At 68.4% G+C, this 14794-nt stretch carries 20 protein-coding genes, 1 tRNA gene and 1 pseudogene; 11 read left to right on the forward strand and 11 right to left on the reverse strand.

Annotated features, from left to right (window positions below; genetic code table 11):
• Together ACRDPN_RS00005 and ACRDPN_RS00010 are read left to right on the forward strand one after the other, a co-directional pair.
• A pseudogene (locus ACRDPN_RS00005) lies at positions 1–310 on the forward strand (CoA ester lyase); the annotation flags it as partial.
• On the forward strand, positions 300–1169 hold the full coding sequence (locus ACRDPN_RS00010; protein ID WP_431445254.1) for an HpcH/HpaI aldolase/citrate lyase family protein: 870 nt from the start codon (positions 300–302) through the stop codon (positions 1167–1169). The pseudogene ACRDPN_RS00005 and the gene ACRDPN_RS00010, both read left to right, overlap by 11 nt.
• Before the next feature lie 82 nt (positions 1170–1251).
• On the opposite strand, the gene ACRDPN_RS00015 is transcribed toward ACRDPN_RS00010, so the two are convergent.
• From ACRDPN_RS00015 to ACRDPN_RS00030, 4 genes are all read right to left on the reverse strand, one after another.
• Entirely contained in the window at positions 1252–1512 is a 261-nt protein-coding gene (locus ACRDPN_RS00015) for a hypothetical protein (RefSeq protein WP_431445255.1), read from the reverse strand.
• A 299-nt stretch (positions 1513–1811) separates the two neighbouring features.
• Positions 1812–2930, reverse strand: a complete 1119-nt coding sequence (locus ACRDPN_RS00020; protein WP_431445256.1) for an FUSC family protein — start codon at positions 2928–2930, stop codon at positions 1812–1814.
• Entirely contained in the window at positions 2930–3259 is a 330-nt protein-coding gene (locus ACRDPN_RS00025) for a GroES family chaperonin (RefSeq protein ID WP_431445257.1), read from the reverse strand. The genes ACRDPN_RS00020 and ACRDPN_RS00025 overlap by 1 nt, the downstream gene beginning before the upstream one ends.
• Before the next feature lie 16 nt (positions 3260–3275).
• A complete protein-coding gene (locus ACRDPN_RS00030; RefSeq protein WP_431445258.1) occupies positions 3276–3524 on the reverse strand; it encodes a DUF3618 domain-containing protein in 249 nt (82 codons plus the stop codon).
• A gap of 54 nt (positions 3525–3578) precedes the next feature.
• Here ACRDPN_RS00030 and bcp point away from each other — a divergent pair, with 54 nt between their 5' ends.
• The 6 genes from bcp (at position 3579) to ACRDPN_RS00060 (ending at position 7331) form a co-directional block, all read left to right on the forward strand.
• Positions 3579–4055, forward strand: coding sequence for a thioredoxin-dependent thiol peroxidase (bcp, locus tag ACRDPN_RS00035; RefSeq protein ID WP_431445259.1), 477 nt, complete (start codon positions 3579–3581; stop codon positions 4053–4055).
• A gap of 5 nt (positions 4056–4060) precedes the next feature.
• A complete protein-coding gene (locus ACRDPN_RS00040; RefSeq protein WP_431445260.1) occupies positions 4061–4489 on the forward strand; it encodes a hypothetical protein in 429 nt (142 codons plus the stop codon).
• 30 nt (positions 4490–4519) lie between these two features.
• Positions 4520–4601 (forward strand) — tRNA-Leu (locus ACRDPN_RS00045).
• A 40-nt stretch (positions 4602–4641) separates the two neighbouring features.
• Positions 4642–5907 (forward strand): DUF4032 domain-containing protein, encoded by a 1266-nt coding sequence (locus ACRDPN_RS00050; protein ID WP_431445261.1) that lies wholly within the window; start codon positions 4642–4644, stop codon positions 5905–5907.
• Positions 5904–6806 carry a carbohydrate kinase family protein gene (locus ACRDPN_RS00055; RefSeq protein ID WP_431445262.1) on the forward strand — a complete coding sequence of 301 codons (903 nt, stop codon included), beginning with the start codon at positions 5904–5906 and terminating at the stop codon, positions 6804–6806. Before ACRDPN_RS00050 ends, ACRDPN_RS00055 begins: the two co-directional genes overlap by 4 nt.
• A gap of 12 nt (positions 6807–6818) precedes the next feature.
• Positions 6819–7331 (forward strand): DinB family protein, encoded by a 513-nt coding sequence (locus ACRDPN_RS00060; RefSeq protein WP_431445264.1) that lies wholly within the window; start codon positions 6819–6821, stop codon positions 7329–7331.
• Between the two features lie 18 nt (positions 7332–7349).
• Here the strand turns inward: ACRDPN_RS00060 and ACRDPN_RS00065 are convergent, their stop codons facing one another.
• On the reverse strand, positions 7350–7775 hold the full coding sequence (locus tag ACRDPN_RS00065; RefSeq protein ID WP_431445265.1) for an SRPBCC family protein: 426 nt from the start codon (positions 7773–7775) through the stop codon (positions 7350–7352).
• Positions 7776–7802: 27 nt separating this feature from the next.
• Here ACRDPN_RS00065 and ACRDPN_RS00070 point away from each other — a divergent pair, with 27 nt between their 5' ends.
• Together ACRDPN_RS00070 and ACRDPN_RS00075 are read left to right on the forward strand one after the other, a co-directional pair.
• A complete protein-coding gene (locus ACRDPN_RS00070) occupies positions 7803–8258 on the forward strand; it encodes a tRNA (cytidine(34)-2'-O)-methyltransferase (protein ID WP_431445266.1) in 456 nt (151 codons plus the stop codon).
• Positions 8259–8359: 101 nt separating this feature from the next.
• A complete protein-coding gene (locus tag ACRDPN_RS00075; protein WP_431445267.1) occupies positions 8360–9043 on the forward strand; it encodes an SGNH/GDSL hydrolase family protein in 684 nt (227 codons plus the stop codon).
• 13 nt (positions 9044–9056) lie between these two features.
• Here ACRDPN_RS00075 and rdgB read toward each other — a convergent pair whose 3' ends face one another.
• From rdgB to ACRDPN_RS00105, 6 genes are all read right to left on the reverse strand, one after another.
• Positions 9057–9680 carry an RdgB/HAM1 family non-canonical purine NTP pyrophosphatase gene (gene rdgB / locus ACRDPN_RS00080; RefSeq protein ID WP_431445268.1) on the reverse strand — a complete coding sequence of 208 codons (624 nt, stop codon included), beginning with the start codon at positions 9678–9680 and terminating at the stop codon, positions 9057–9059.
• The gene (gene rph / locus ACRDPN_RS00085; protein WP_431445269.1) at positions 9677–10399 is read right to left on the reverse strand and encodes a ribonuclease PH; all 723 of its coding nucleotides are present in this window, start codon (positions 10397–10399) and stop codon (positions 9677–9679) included. Before rph ends, rdgB begins: the two co-directional genes overlap by 4 nt.
• Positions 10400–10441: 42 nt before the next feature.
• Positions 10442–11203: an MBL fold metallo-hydrolase gene (locus ACRDPN_RS00090; RefSeq protein ID WP_431445270.1), complete on the reverse strand. Its 762-nt coding sequence runs from the start codon at positions 11201–11203 to the stop codon at positions 10442–10444.
• A 64-nt stretch (positions 11204–11267) separates the two neighbouring features.
• Positions 11268–12077: a glutamate racemase gene (murI, locus tag ACRDPN_RS00095; RefSeq protein WP_431445272.1), complete on the reverse strand. Its 810-nt coding sequence runs from the start codon at positions 12075–12077 to the stop codon at positions 11268–11270.
• 73 nt (positions 12078–12150) lie between these two features.
• Entirely contained in the window at positions 12151–13128 is a 978-nt protein-coding gene (locus ACRDPN_RS00100; RefSeq protein WP_431445273.1) for a ribose-phosphate diphosphokinase, read from the reverse strand.
• Positions 13129–13311: 183 nt separating this feature from the next.
• On the reverse strand, positions 13312–14259 hold the full coding sequence (locus tag ACRDPN_RS00105) for a PLP-dependent cysteine synthase family protein (protein WP_431445274.1): 948 nt from the start codon (positions 14257–14259) through the stop codon (positions 13312–13314).
• Between the two features lie 90 nt (positions 14260–14349).
• Here ACRDPN_RS00105 and ACRDPN_RS00110 point away from each other — a divergent pair.
• Positions 14350–14794, forward strand: a 445-nt coding sequence (locus ACRDPN_RS00110) for an ATP-binding cassette domain-containing protein (protein ID WP_431445275.1), incomplete at its 3' end; no start/stop codon positions are given.

Genomic DNA, 14794 nt, shown 5'->3' on the forward strand with positions numbered 1-14794 from the left:
GTTCGGCGACATCAAGGACGTCGTGGCCTGCGAGGACCAGTTCCGCAACGCCTTCCTGCTCGGCTGCGTCGGCGCGTGGAGCCTGCACCCGGTGCAGATCGACATCGCCAAGAAGGTGTTCTCCCCCGACCCCGCCGACGTCGCGCACGCCAAGAAGGTCGTCGAGGCGATGGGCGACGGCTCGGGTGCGGTGATGATCGACGGCAAGATGGAGGACGACGCCTCCTGCAAGCAGTGTCTGGTGATGCTCGACCTCGCCAGGGCCCTGGCCGAGCGCGACCCAGAGCTGGCTGACGCGTATGACCTCTGAGCTGAGACCACGCCGCTCCGTCCTGTACATGCCGGGTGCGAACGAGCGCGCGCTCGAGAAGGCCAAGGGCATTGATGCCGATGCACTCATCCTCGACCTCGAGGACGCCGTCGCTCCCGACGCCAAGCCGGAGGCCCGCGAGCGCGTCTGCGCCGCGGTCGGGTCCGGTGAGTACGGCCACCGCGAGCTGACCATCCGGGTCAACGGCATCGGCACCGAGTGGCACGAGGACGATCTCGCCACGGCGGCCGCGGCGGGTCCGCACGGTGTCGTCGTGCCGAAGGTGAACTCCGCCGACGAGGTCCGCGCGCTCGTCGAGGCGCTGGAGAAGGCCGGTGCACCCGACCACACGCGTCTCTGGGCGATGGTCGAGACGCCGATCGCGATCCTGCACGCCGAGGAGATCGCCGCTGCTCACGAGCGCCTGGCCGTGCTGGTGATGGGCACGAACGACCTCGTCAACGAGACGTTCTCGCTGCACGTGCCCGGACGCGCGCCGCTGCTGCCGTCGCTCACCATCGCGCTGCTCGCCGCCCGCGCGGCCGGCAAGGTCATCCTCGACGGCGTGTACAACGACGTGAAGGACGCCGACGGCTTCGCCGCCGAGGCGCGCCAGGCTCGCGAGATGGGGTTCGACGGCAAGACGCTCATCCACCCGAGCCAGGTCGAGCCGACGAACGAGGCGTTCGCACCAAGCGAGTCCGATGTCGAGCACGCGCGCGACGTCATCGCGGCCTACGAGCAGGCCCAGGCCGAGGGCCGCGGCGTGGTCACCGTCAACGGACGGATGATCGAGCACCTGCACGTGCGCGACGCCCAGCGCATCCTCGCCTTCCACGAGGCGATCACTTCTCGCTGAACCGCGAGTGGCGCAGATTGGTCAATTCGAGACGGTGTGTCTCACCAATCTGCGCCACTCGCGGTCGGGTTTGCGCCACTCGCTAGTTGCGGTTGGCGCGCAGGCCGAACATTTCGTTGTGGATCGCCTGCTGCTGCTCACGCAGCTTGCGTCGCTGACGCACAGCCTCCAACAGCACCGCGCGATCGATCTCGGACATCTCATCCCAGGCGCGCGTGCCGCGGGCCCGACGGGACTCGAAGATGGTCATGGCCTTCACCTCCTCCCCGTCCGTACCGGTCGTCGGTGAGGAGTCGGTCTGGTTCTGTGCGGGCATGATTCGTGGATCGAGTTGCGTGGTCATTGCGCGCCTCCTTTCTGGATGGATGGACGGGTGAATTGGTGGTTGGGCAAACAAGAAACGCTCCGGATTCGTAATCCGAAGCGTTGACCGACGTACTGACAAAGTTACGTCGAACAGACTGCTCCGGAGGCGGGACCGGCGAAGAGCATGGCGGCATCACGGCGCGAAACGGCCGTCGTGATGGTCATGGAGTACGTCTTCAAGGGGTCCACCTCCTTCGAGTGCTGGCGCTCCGCTCGGAGCAACCTGAACAAGTTAGCGCAGGTCATGCTGGGGTGTCGAGCAAGATCCGGACACCATCAGTCGAAATCCAGCCGGTCGTCGATCTCGTCGCGGGTGTAGCCGCTGGCGTAGAGGAGGTCGGCCGCCAGCGACCGGACCTGGGCTGCGACGGATGCACTGTTCATCGTCACCGCCTCGGGCATTGCCAATGACGCCATCCGCGCAGCCTGCACCAGCTCGCCCCGAGCTTCGTCGAAGTCGTCCCGCTCGGAGAGGTCATCGGCAAAGATGCCGATCGCGCCGGCGAGGGCGTCGATGGCGAGCGCCATGTCGGCCGGCACTTGCTCGTGGTGTCGCAGCAGGGCTGAGGTCTTGCGGGCGAGCACGCGGGCATCGCGGACGGCGTTGTCGAGGTCGATGACGGTCGCGGTGTAGAGCTGCACGTGGGCGCGCTGGCGCCAGCGCATCGGCGAGATGCGGGCGATCTCGGCCACGTTGTGCGCCGTCTCCTTCATCGAGTCGACCAGCGGTTGCATGCCGCGTGCGCGTGCGAGGGCCCGATCGGCCTGGCTGATGTCCTGCTCACGCAACGCCGAGGCGATGAGCGTCAGTACGCTGCCGAGCCGCCTCAGGAAGGCCTGCACCTCGCGGTCGATGTCGCGCACCGGGTTGCGTGGGATGAGGAGCACCATCACCAGGCCGACGAGCCCGCCGACAAGGGCATCGAGGAACCGCGTCACGGCTGGGTTGCCGGTGCCCGCGAACGGGATCACGGCGGTCAGCAGCACCGACGACGTTGCCGCCTGCGTCAGGGCGAGGCCGGTGAGTCCAACCAGGGTGCCGACAACCACGGCGAGCGCGACGACCAGCGCCATCTGCCACGGGCCACGCCCGATGCCGAGGATGAGGAGCTCGCCGACCAGCACACCGATGGCCACCCCGAACACCAGCTCGATGACCGTGCGGACGCGCGCGCCGCCGCCCGAGATGAGCGCGACGATGGCCGCGATCGGCGCGAAGAAGGCCTGCTCGTGGTCGAGGACCTCGGTGGCGATGAAGAACGCCAGCGACGTCGCGAGGCTGAGCCGCAGCAGCAGGCGCCAGCGACGTCGGATCGTCCAGAGCCGGTCGATGAACGAGTCGTCTGAGTACCGCAGCCGCAACCGTCGAAGCGGGAGGTCGCGGGCTGCGTTCATCACAGGTAGAGGCCGGTTTGGCCTTCCTCGATCCGCTCCGACGCCACGGCATGGACGTCGCGTTCGCGCAGGAGGATGAAGTCCTCGCCGCGCACTTCGACCTCGGCGCGATCGTCGGGGTCGAAGAGCACCCGGTCACCCACCTGCACCGACCGCACGTGCGCACCCACCGCCTCGACTCGGGCCCAGGCGAGTCGCTTGCCCATCGAGGCAGTGGCTGGGATGACTATCCCGCCGCTGCTGCGCCGGTCGCCGTCCTCCTGGTCGAGCGAGACCAGAAGCCGGTCGTGCAGCATCCGGATGGGCAGCTTGGTCGGGTCAGTGCTCATGAGCTGGGGGTCATGATCAGCGCGTCAGCCGTCGGATGATGACGATCGCCGTGACGATCGCGGCGGTTCCGGCGACGACCGGGATGATCGTCTCGAACCGGGGCGAGCCCTGCTCGTCGACGAAGTGGCTCTTGACGTTCTGCAAGCTGCGTCGAGCGATGCTCTTGGGGTGTGCGCGGTCGACGAGCTCGTCGACCGTGCCGGCCAGCCGCAGCCGGATCTGCTCGATCTCGTCGACCAGCACGTCGGTCTCGGACTTGCCCACGGGTGCCTCGCTCTGCTCTCGGGATCGGTCTTCGGTAGTGAAAGGATAGGGCCCATGACGACACGACTGCAGCCCGGCGACAAAGCCCCCGACTTCACCCTCCCGACCGACACTGGTGAGACCGTCACCCTGTCCGACCTGCGCGGCGGCCGCGTGATCGTCTACTTCTATCCCACCGCGATGACCCCCGGTTGCACGACACAGGCCTGCGACTTCAGCGACAACCTGGATGCCCTGAAGGCCGAGGGCTACACGGTGCTCGGCATCTCGAAGGACACCACGGAGAAGCTCGCGAAGTTCCGCGCCAAGGAGAACCTGACCATCACGCTGCTCTCCGACGTCGACAGGGACGTGCTCACCACGTGGGGCGCGTTCGGCGAGAAGAAGCTCTACGGCAAGGTCGTCGAGGGCGTCATCCGCTCCACGTTCGTCGTCGACGCCGACGGCCGCATCGAGCTGGCCCAGTACAACGTCAAGGCCGCCGGGCACGTCGCGAAGCTGCGGAAGGACCTCGGGCTCGAGACGGCCTGAGCACCATGGAACGCACCGGCGAGGACGTCGACACCTTCCTGGCCGACCTCGGCAGCGACGACGTCACGACGCTCGACACGCACATCGCCGACGTCTTCGCCGGCACCGAGCGCGTGCTCTGGAAAGGCGTCTTCTGGGGCGGCACCGAGCAGAGCATCATCGGCTATGGCGACTGGACATTCCGGCGGCCGGGCAAGCCCGACGTCCGCTGGTTCATGGTCGGGCTCGCCCAGCAGAAGAACAACATCAGCGTCTACATCAGTGCCGTCGAGGACGGCCAGTACGCGGTGAAGAAGTACGCCGACAGCTTCGCGTCGGGCACTGGGGCGAAACCGAAGATCGGGAGCTCGGTCGTCAGCTTCAAGCGGTTGTCGGATGTGGATCTGGACGCGCTGATGCGCGTGGTGCGTATCGGGCGGGATCAGCTCGCATAGAGCGGTCTCTCGCCTACTGTTGGAAACCGGGCCGAAGTGGTGGAACTGGTAGACACGCAGGTTTTAGGAACCTGTGCCTTCGGGCGTGCGGGTTCAAATCCCGCCTTCGGCACGAGGTGCTCTGGCATGAAGGGTGGGAGACTCGGGGAGCCATGACGCCAGCCACGCCGGAGATCCTTCTCCGCACGCCGAGCCCGGAGCTGCTGTCGCTGCCCTGGGATCTGCCGCTGGAGGAATGGTCTCCGCCCGAGGTCCCACTGCGGGACATCTCCGTGGGGCCGAGTCGGCATCTGGTGAAGTTCGTCGAGGCCGATGAGAAACTCTGGGCGGTCAAGGAGATGTCACCACGGCTGGCCCGCAAGGAGTACGAGGTGCTTCGCAAGCTCGAGGACATGGACCTCGCGGCCGTCCGGCCGGCAGGGCTCGTCATCCAGCCCGGCCGCGAGACCGCGATCCTCGTGACCCGGTTCCTCGAGGGGTCCTGGCAGTACAGGCGCCTGCTCATGCGGCTGCCGCCCGACCGCCCCAAGCATCGCGCCCGCCTGCTCGACGCGATGGTCGGGCTGCTCGTCGATCTGCATCGCCATGGAGTCTTCTGGGGTGACTGCTCGCTCGCGAACACGCTCTTCACCCGCGACGGCCAGGTTCTGCAGGCCTGGTTCGTCGATGCGGAGACCAGCGAGGTGCACCCGCAGCTGAGCGACGGGCAACGCCGGCACGACATCGAGATCCTGACGGAGAACGTCGCCATGGGCATGATCGACCTCGCGGTGCGCCTCGAACGGCCGCCCGAGATCCACGGCAGGCTGATCGACGAGGCCCAAGGCATCGCGGACCGGTACACCGCACTCTGGGAGCTGCTGCACGAGAAGCCGACCTTCGCCTTCGACGACCGGTACCGCATCGAGGGCACGGTCCGCCGGCTCAACGAGCTCGGGTTCGTGGTGGAGGAGATCTCCCTTCAACCCGTGGACGGTTCGGACTTGCGACTCAACGTGCGGGTCGGCGGCCGCGGCTACCACTCCCGGCACCTGCGCGACCTCACCAGCCTCACCGTCGGCGAGGGCCAGGCCACGATCCTGCTGGCGGATCTGCACGCGTACCAGGGCCACCTGAGTCAAGAAGCGGGTGAGGACGTGACCGAGCACGACGCCGCGGCGCGGTGGGTCGTCGACGTGCTCAAGCCCGGAGAGGCACGCGCGCACGCCGCGCTCGACCGGGTGGGTTCGCCGATCCAGGCGTACTGCGACCTGCTCGAGGTGCGCTGGCTTCGCAGCGAGGAAGCCGGCCACGACATCGGCTTCGATGCGGCACTCGACGCACTCTCCCGCGACGTCCCTACCGACTCCGCGGCGAAGATGAGCGTCGCCGAAGCGCCCACCGGCACGATCCCCGCCATCGACCCCGACGAGACGTGATCCTCGTCGTCGGTGAGGCGCTCGTCGATGTCGTCGAGCGGCCGGACGGCACGCGGAGCGAGCATGCCGGTGGCAGCCCAGCCAACGTCGCCGTCGGACTCGGTCGCGTAGGGCTGGAGGTCACACTCGCGACCACGCTCGGCGACGACCGCCACGGCGATCTGGTCCGGCGCCATCTGACCGAGTCCAACGTCACGGTGGCCGCGTCAACCGCTGCGCGCACGTCCTCGGCGGTGGCACGGGTCGACGAGCACGGGTCGGCGAGCTACGAGTTCGACGTCACGTGGGACCCGGGCACGATCGAGCCGGGCGAGACGCCAGCTGCGGTGCATACCGGTTCGATCGCTGCCGTCCTCGAGCCTGGCGCCGACGAGGTCGAGGCAATGCTGGGTCGTCTCCAGCCCACCAGCATCGTGACGTTCGACCCCAACGCCCGTCCGTCGCTGACACCGGACCGTGCAGCTGTCCATGAGCGTATCGAGCGACTCGTCGCCCTGTCCGACGTCGTCAAGGCGAGCGACGAGGATCTTGCCTGGCTGCACCCGGACGACTCCGTCGATGCAGTCGCGCAACGCTTCCTTGCGCTCGGGGCTTCGCTCGTCGTCGCGACCCGCGGACGCGAGGGTTCTGTCGCCTGGGCGCAGTCGGGACGGGTCGAGGTGGCACTCCGATCGGCCGAGGTGGTCGACTCCGTCGGGGCCGGCGACGCCTACATGTCCGGACTCATCGTCGCGTTGCACCTCGAGGGCCTCCTCGACGCGGCGACGCGCGACCGGCTGCGCGCCGTCGACTCCGACACGGTCCGTCGCCTGACCGGGATCGCGGCGGACTCGGCCGCACTGGTGGTCGGGCGTCCAGGGGCCGATCCGCCCTGGCGCAACGATCTGCTCGGCACCTGACAGCATGATCCGGTGACCACTTGGACCGCACCCTACGTCGATCGCCGCTCCGGACCGCTGACCGGGCCCGAACGCCCACAGCTCGAGTCCTTGCTCGGGTGGCACCGGGCGACCCTCGTGAGCAAGTGCGCGGGTCTCACTGGCGAACAGCTCGCCGCGCGCCCACTGCCGACCACGACGATCACACTGCTGGGCCTGATCCGTCACATGGCCAAGGTCGAGCGAACGTGGTTCCGGATCCGCCTCGACGGACAGGACGTCGCCTCGTTGTTCGGCGAGCGAGTCGACGAGGACTTCGACGACATCGACCCCCTTCGGGCTGCGCAGGAGCACGACCAGCTGACCGCCGAGTGGCTGGCAGCGAACGCCGCCGCGTCCGGCCACGGACTGGACGACACCTTCGACCACCACGGAACCGAGTTCTCGCTGCGCATGGTCTACCTGCACATGATCGCCGAGTACGCCCGGCACAACGGACACGCCGACCTGCTGCGCGAGCACCTCGACGGCGTCACCGGCGCTTAGCGAGACACCGTCCTAGGTTCAGTCGACGAGCTTGGACAACCCGCGGGAGAGCTGCGCCGTAATGACCTTGCCGACCACGGCAGCCATGCCGGGCGCGGGAGCGTCGAAGCCGATCCGGTAGTCGAGCTCGGTGCCGCCGTCGGCCGTCGGGGTCATCCGCTGAACGCCCCAGTGCCCCTTCATCGGCGTGCCCTTGCTGATCGTGTATTCGATCAGGCTGTTCGGCTCGGCGGCCGTGACGGTCTCCTCGAACGCCGGCAACGGCCCGATCTTCAACCGTCGAGTCGAGCCCACGCCGTTGCGCGAGGCGTCACCGTCACGGACGCGGGTGACCTTCGCGCCCATGACGCGGCCGAGATTCTCGTGCTCGGAGAGTGCCTCGAAGACGGTGGCGGGATCGGAGCGGTAGGTGTGCGTGACGTGAACGCGCTGGGGAGTTGGCATGGTCGGTGAGTCTAGGCTCTTGGCCTGATGTTCCGCATGTTGTTCCACCAGCCGAGAATTCCCGGCAACACCGGCAACGCGATCCGTCTCGCCGCCGCCACGGGTAGCGAGCTGCACCTCGTCGAGCCGCTCGGCTTCGACCTGTCCGACGCGCAGCTGCGCCGCGCCGGCCTCGACTACCACGACCTCGCCGTCATGACCGTGCACCCAAGCCTTGAATCAGCCTTCAGCACTTTCGGCGAGCACAGGATCTTTGCGTTCACCACCGCTGCCGAGCGTCTCTACACCGACGTCGCCTACGAACCGGGCGACGTGCTGATGTTCGGCGCCGAGCCGGACGGCCTGCCCGACGATGTCCTGGCGCTCCCCCGGCTCACCGATCGACTGCGCCTACCCATGCTCCCCGGACGACGCTCTATGAACCTCGCGAACTGCGCCTCGATCGCCGTCTACGAAGCCTGGCGTCAACACGGGTTCAGCTGACCTCCGACCTTCCGAGGTGACGTTCGGATGACTTCGTCGATTCGCCCGAACAATCGGTCGGTTCGGACGTATTCTTCTGCTGCTCCCCCGGAGGAAAAGCCGTGTCCAGATCGGTCCTGCGCATTGCGGTGGTCATCGCCATCGCGGTCGCGTTGCTGACCGCCTGGCAGAGCGCTCGGGGCGGGGAGCAAGCGGTGCAGAGCGGACCGTTCCAGCGCGGCATCGTCGTGGTGGGCGACTCCATCACGGCCGAGTACAACGACGACCCGGGTGACCCGCTGCAGGGGTGGTGGAGCATGGTCGGACGTCATTTCGACGCCAACGTCACCACGCACGCGCAGTCGGGATCGGGATACCTGCGCCAGGGCCTGGCTTGCGGCGGCAACCGATTCATCGACCGGCCGGAAGCGTTCCGCGACGTCGCCCCGTCGTTGTTCATCGTCCAGGGTGGCCGCAACGACTGGGCCTCGTGCATCGAGGGTCGGCACGTCGAGTCCAGAAGCGAACAGGTTGCGGAGGCCGTCGACCACTATTTCGACGTGCTGCAGGCGAACCTGCCCCGCTCGACGCGCATCGTGGTGCTGGGACCAACGTGGGGCACGCTCGACCAGCTCGGACGTCAGCGGATCACCGCGATCGTCTACGCCGCGGCCAAGGACCACGGCATCCAGTACGTGAGCACGATGGGGACGCTCGACCGCCGCAACCACGTGATCGACGGCGTGCACCCCAACCGCGCCGGCAGCACGGCACTGGCCGACCGCGTGATCGCCGCACTCGAGTAGTCAGGGCAAGCGTTTAGCCCAGCGCGGACACGACGTGTGGCGCGATGGCCGCGAGGGCGTGGCCCCGGTGACTGATGCGGTCCTTCTCCGCCGATGGGAGCTCGGCGGTGGAGACGTCGTAGCCGTCGGCGGCGAACAACGGGTCGTATCCGAAGCCGCCGTCGCCCTGTTCGGACCGCAGGATGCGTCCGTGCATCGCACCGGTCTCGACGACCTCGGTGCCGTCGGGCGTACACAGCGCCACCGCACAGCGGAACGCGGCGCCGCGGTGCTTGTCGGGCACGTCGCCGAGCTGGTTCAGCAGCAGCGCGTTGTTGGCCTCGTCGCCGGCCCCGCTCCACCGGGCCGACAGCACGCCGGGCATGCCGTTGAGCGCGTCGACACACAGGCCGGAGTCGTCGGCGAGCGACGGCATTGCAGTCGCCGCCAGGCACGCGCGGGCCTTGATGAGGGCGTTGCCCTCGAACGTCGGCTCGGTCTCGGCCGGCTCGTCGAAGGGGTCGACGTCGTCGAGCCCGAGGACCTCGATGCCAGGCACGAGCGGCTCGAGGATGCGGCGCAGCTCGACCAGCTTCTTGGCGTTGCGCGACGCCAGGACGACGCGACTCACACCACCGGCGGAGCCGGAAGAAATCATGGAGCGAGCGCCTCCGTCTGCAGCCGTGTGAGGTCGGCGCAGCCCTTCTCGGCCAAGGCCAGGAGCGCGTCGAGCTCGGCGCGATCGAACGGCTTGCCCTCCGCTGTTCCCTGAACCTCGACGAACGACCCGGAACCGGTCATGACGACGTTCATGTCGGTCTCGGCGCGGACGTCCTCGACGTATGGGAGGTCAAGCATCGCGGTTCCATCGACGATGCCCACACTGACCGCGGCCACGGACTCGACCAGTGGCTCGCCGGCCAGCGCACCCGCGTCGCGCAGGTAGGCAACGGCGTCCGTGAGTGCGACGTAGGCCCCGGTGATGGCGGCCGTGCGCGTGCCGCCGTCGGCCTGCAGGACGTCGCAGTCGATGGTGATGGTGTTCTCGCCGAGGGCCGAGTAGTCGATGGCCGCCCGCAGCGAGCGACCGACCAGCCGGGAGATCTCATGGGTGCGGCCGCCGATCCGGCCCCTGACGGACTCGCGCGGCGAGCGGTCGTGGGTGGCCTGCGGCAGCATCGCGTACTCGGCGGTGACCCAGCCCAGCCCGGAACCCTTGCGCCAGCGCGGCACACCCTCTCCCGCACTCGCGGCACAGAGCACGCGGGTCTTGCCGAACTCGACGAGGCAGGAGCCCTGCGCGTGGTCGAGCCAGTTGCGGGTGATGGTGACGGGACGGAGCTCATCGACAGCGCGGCTGTCTTCACGAGAAGTCATCTGGCGAGCCTACCGAGCGGTTCAGACGCGGAGCAGGACGGTTCAGAGCTCGTAGGTGGCGTCCGACGTGACCAGGTCCAGCGGACCGTCCCACGTCGTCTTGGCATCCGCCTCGACCTCGGCACGGTCCGTCCACGGCGGGATGTGCGTCAGGAGCAGCCGGCGGACGCCTGCGGCACGCGCCGCCTCGCCGGCCTCCGCGCCGGTGAGGTGCAGGTGCGGCGGGTTGACCTTCGACTCCACGAACGACGCCTCGCACAGGAACAGATCGGCTCCGGCGGCGAGCTCGTTCAACGCCTCGCAGGGACCGGTGTCGCCGGAGTAGCAGAGCACGTGGTCGCCGGTCTCGATCCGCATCGCGTATCCCTCGACCGGATGGTCCATGAGGGCGACGGTGACGCGGAACGGACCCAGCTGCACCGTCTCGCCGTCCTGCCAGTCGTGGCAGGCGAAGTGATCGAGGATGCCGGGATCGGGCTCGGGCCCATAGGCGACCGCCAGGAACCGGGCAGCACCCGGAGGGGCGAACAGCGGGAGGCGTTCGAGAGCGCCGTCGGGGTGGTATCGGCTGACGACGTAATAGCCGGCGAGGTCGAAGCAGTGGTCGGCGTGCAGGTGCGAGACGGCCACGGCGTCGAGCTCACGGAGGTCGATGTGTCGCTGCAGAGCACCGAGGGCCCCGTTGCCGAGGTCGAGCACCAGGCGATACGTGCGGCCCTCGAACGGCGCCTCCACGAGATAGCAGCTGGACGGCGAGTCCGGACCGGGGAAGGACCCCGCGCATCCGATGATCGTCAGCTTCATGCCGCACTCCTTGTCGGGGTCCCCGCGGAATCGCAAGCTCTGCGAGCGATTTTGTGGGGTGAAGTCATGCTGTCACCACCCAGGAGAACTGTTCGACGGACTCCACTTCGGGCCCGAGGAAACGGCGTCCGAGGACGCCGAAGTCGACGGGTCGACCGGTGGTCAGGAAGTGGTGCTGCGGATCCGGCGCGCCGAGGTCTCGCTCGAGATCTTCGCGGACCAACAGAGCGTAGACGTCGTTCGCCGTCTCGGCCGCGCTGGACACGAGGGTGACGTCCGGGCCCATGACATAGGAGATGGCCCCGGTGAGCAGTGGATAGTGGGTGCAGCCGAGGACGAGCGTGTCAACATCGGCGTCAACGAGCGGTTCGAGGTACTCGTGCGCGACCGACTCGATCTCGGGTCCGCTCGTGATACCGGCCTCGACGAGCTCGACGAATCGCGGACATGCCTGGGTGTGCAGCTCGACTGACGGGTTGGCGGCGAAGGCGTCGTCGTAGGCCCGGGAGGTGGCTGTGGCCTCGGTGCAGATGACGCCGACCTGGCCGTTGCGGGTGGCGCTGACGGCGCGTCGGGTGGCGGGGATGATGACCTCGACGACGGGGACGTCGTAGCGCTCGCGTGCGTCGCGCAGCACGGCGGCGCTGGCCGAGTTGCAGGCGATGACGAGCGCCTTGACACCCTGATCGACCAGGTGGTCGAGGCAGTCGAGGGCGTACTCGCGCACCGCGGCGATCGGCTGGGACCCGTACGGCGAGCGGGCCGTGTCGCCGAGGTAGAGCACCGGCTCATGTGGCAGCTGGTCGATCACGGCGCGGGCGACCGTGAGCCCGCCGAAGCCGGAGTCGAAGATGCCGATCGGAGCGTCCGTCACAAGCAGAGAGTACGCAGGGTGAACGACGGATGACAGGCCAATGCGAGCGAGATCATGGTGTGTCGTGGTCGCGCTACAGCGGAAGCCTCGGCTGCGGCGGCGCGTGGGCCGGGTCGACGCCGTCGAACAGGCTGGAGACCGACTCCCCCGCGTTGATGCGGGCGATGGCCTCGGCGAACAGCCTTGACACGGTGCGCACCTGCAACTCGGGCCAGCCCACGGGCGGCGGCACGGTGTCGGTGGTGACGACCTCGGTGATGGCCGGGTGATCGCGCAGCCGCTCCACCGCCTTGCCGGTGAACAGTCCGTGCGTGCAGGCCACCGACGCCTCCAGGCAGCCCTCCTCCTCCAGCCTGGCCATCAGCTCGACGATGGAGCCGCCGGTGGCGATCTCGTCGTCGAGCACGATCGCGGTCCGGCCCGAGACGTCGCCGACGATGGCGTCGATGACGACCTTGTCGTCGGCCTGACGCTGCTTGCTGCCGGCCGCGACCGGCACGCCGAGGAGGCGGGCGAACAGCGACGCGGTCTTGGCGTTGCCGAGGTCGGGCGACACGACGACGGTGTTGGTGAGGTCGCGGCCGCGGTAGTGGTCGGCGAGCTCGCCGATGGCGGTGAGGTGGTCCACCGCAGTGCTGAAGAACCCGTGCACCTGCGGGGCATGCAGCGTCATCGTGACCACCCGGTCGGCACCGGCGGTGCTGAGCATGTCCGCCACGAGACGTCCGCCGATGGAGATGCGCGACGCGTCCTTCTTGTCCGACCGCGCGTAGGAGTAGTGCGGGATGACCGCAGTGACTGAGGCGGCCGACGCACCGCGCGCGGCGTCGATCATCAGCAGCAGCTCCATCAGGTGGTCCTGCGTCGGCGGAACCAACGGCTGGATGATGTAGACGTCCTTGCGGCGACAGTTGGCGAGCAGCTGGATCTGCAGGCAGTCGTTGCTGAAACGGACGGTGTCGGACGCGGAGAGCGGTTGCCCGAGCTCGGAACAGATCTTCTCGGCGAGCGACCGGTGCGCGCTGCCGGAGAACACCACGAACTCGCTCACGGGCACGAGGCTAGCCGACCACGGCCCCGTGCGGCACCCACCTCTGCCGACCTCATCAGCCACACTCGATGCCGGCCCCCACGAGCGGCGCAAACGCGACCGCGAGTGGCGCAGATCGGTGCGACACGCCGTCTCAGAACAACCATGATGCGCCACTGGGGTTGGGTTTGCGCCACTCGTCGGCTAGGCCCAGAGCTGGCCCTCGAGGCGGTCCTCAGCGTCGTCGAGGGTGCCCTCGTAGGCGCCAGTGGAGAGGTACTTCCAGCCGCCGTCGGCGACGACGAAGCAGATGTCAGCGCGCTCGCCCGCCTTCACCGCGTTCGCAGCCTGGGCAAGTGCAGCGTGCAGGATCGCGCCGGTCGAGATGCCAGCGAAGATGCCCTCGGACTCGATCAGCTCACGGGTGCGGCGCACGGCGTCGCGCGGGCCGACGGAGAAGCGGGAGTCGATGAGCGAGTCGTCGAAGAGCTCGGGGACGAAGCCCTCGTCGAGGTTGCGCAGCCCGTAGACGAGCTCGCCGTAGCGCGGCTCGGCGGCCACGATGCGTACCTCCGGCTTGGTCTCCCGGAAGAAGCGGCCCACGCCCATGAGGGTGCCGGTCGTGCCCAGCCCGGCGACGAAGTGGGTGATCGAGGGGAGGTCGGCGAGGAGCTCGGGACCGGTGCCCTCCCCGTGCGCGAGCGCGTTGGCGGAGTTGCCGTACTGGTAGAGCATCACCCAGTCGGGGTGCTCGGCGGCGAGCCGCTTGGCGACCCGGACGGCCTCGTTGGAACCACCGGCAGCGGGTGAGGAGACGATCTCGGCGCCCCACATCCGCAGCAGCTGGCGCCGCTCCTCGGAGGTGTTCTCGGGCATCACGCACACGATCCGGTAGCCCTTGAGCTTGGCCGCCATGGCCAGCGAGATCCCGGTGTTGCCCGAGGTCGGCTCCAGGATCGTGCAGCCCGGGCGGAGCCTGCCGTCCTTCTCGGCCTCTTCGACCATGCGAAGAGCCGGGCGGTCCTTGATCGAGCCGGTGGGGTTCCGGTCCTCGAGCTTGGCCCACAGACGTACGTCGGGAGAGGGCGAGAGGCGGGGCAGCCCCACCAACGGGGTGCCCCCGACCGACGCCAGCAGGTTGTCGTAGCGCATGGGGTCCATCGTCGCATCAACCGATCGACTGATGCCCACTCGCGCCGATCGCCCGATCCGTGAGACCGCGTCACCGACCAGGCTGAAGATATGCATCAGGAGCGAGAACCAGCGGTCGTCGTGGACGGCCTGCGCAAGACCTATGGCGACAAGGTGGCGGTCGACGAGATCAGCCTGAGCGTCCACGAAGGCGAGATCTTCGGCATCCTCGGCCCCAACGGTGCCGGCAAGAGCACGACCGTCGAGTCGATCGCCGGTCTGCGGGTCGGCGACCGTGGCCGGATCCGTGTCCACGGCATCGATCCGTGGACGGACCGCGCTGCTGTGACGGAGGTGCTCGGCGTACAGCTGCAGGAGGCGAAGCTGCAGCAGAAGATCACCGTCCAGGAGGCGCTGGAGCTGTGGAGCGCCTTCTACCCCGACCCCGAGCCGTGGGCGCCGCTGGCCGAGCGGCTCGGCCTCGGTCCTCACCTGCGCCAGCGGTTCGAGAACCTCTCCGGCGGTCAGCAGCAGCGGCTCTCGATCGCGCTGGCGC

Source organism: Aeromicrobium sp. (assembly GCF_050700635.1).
Taxonomy (GTDB): domain Bacteria; phylum Actinomycetota; class Actinomycetes; order Propionibacteriales; family Nocardioidaceae; genus Aeromicrobium.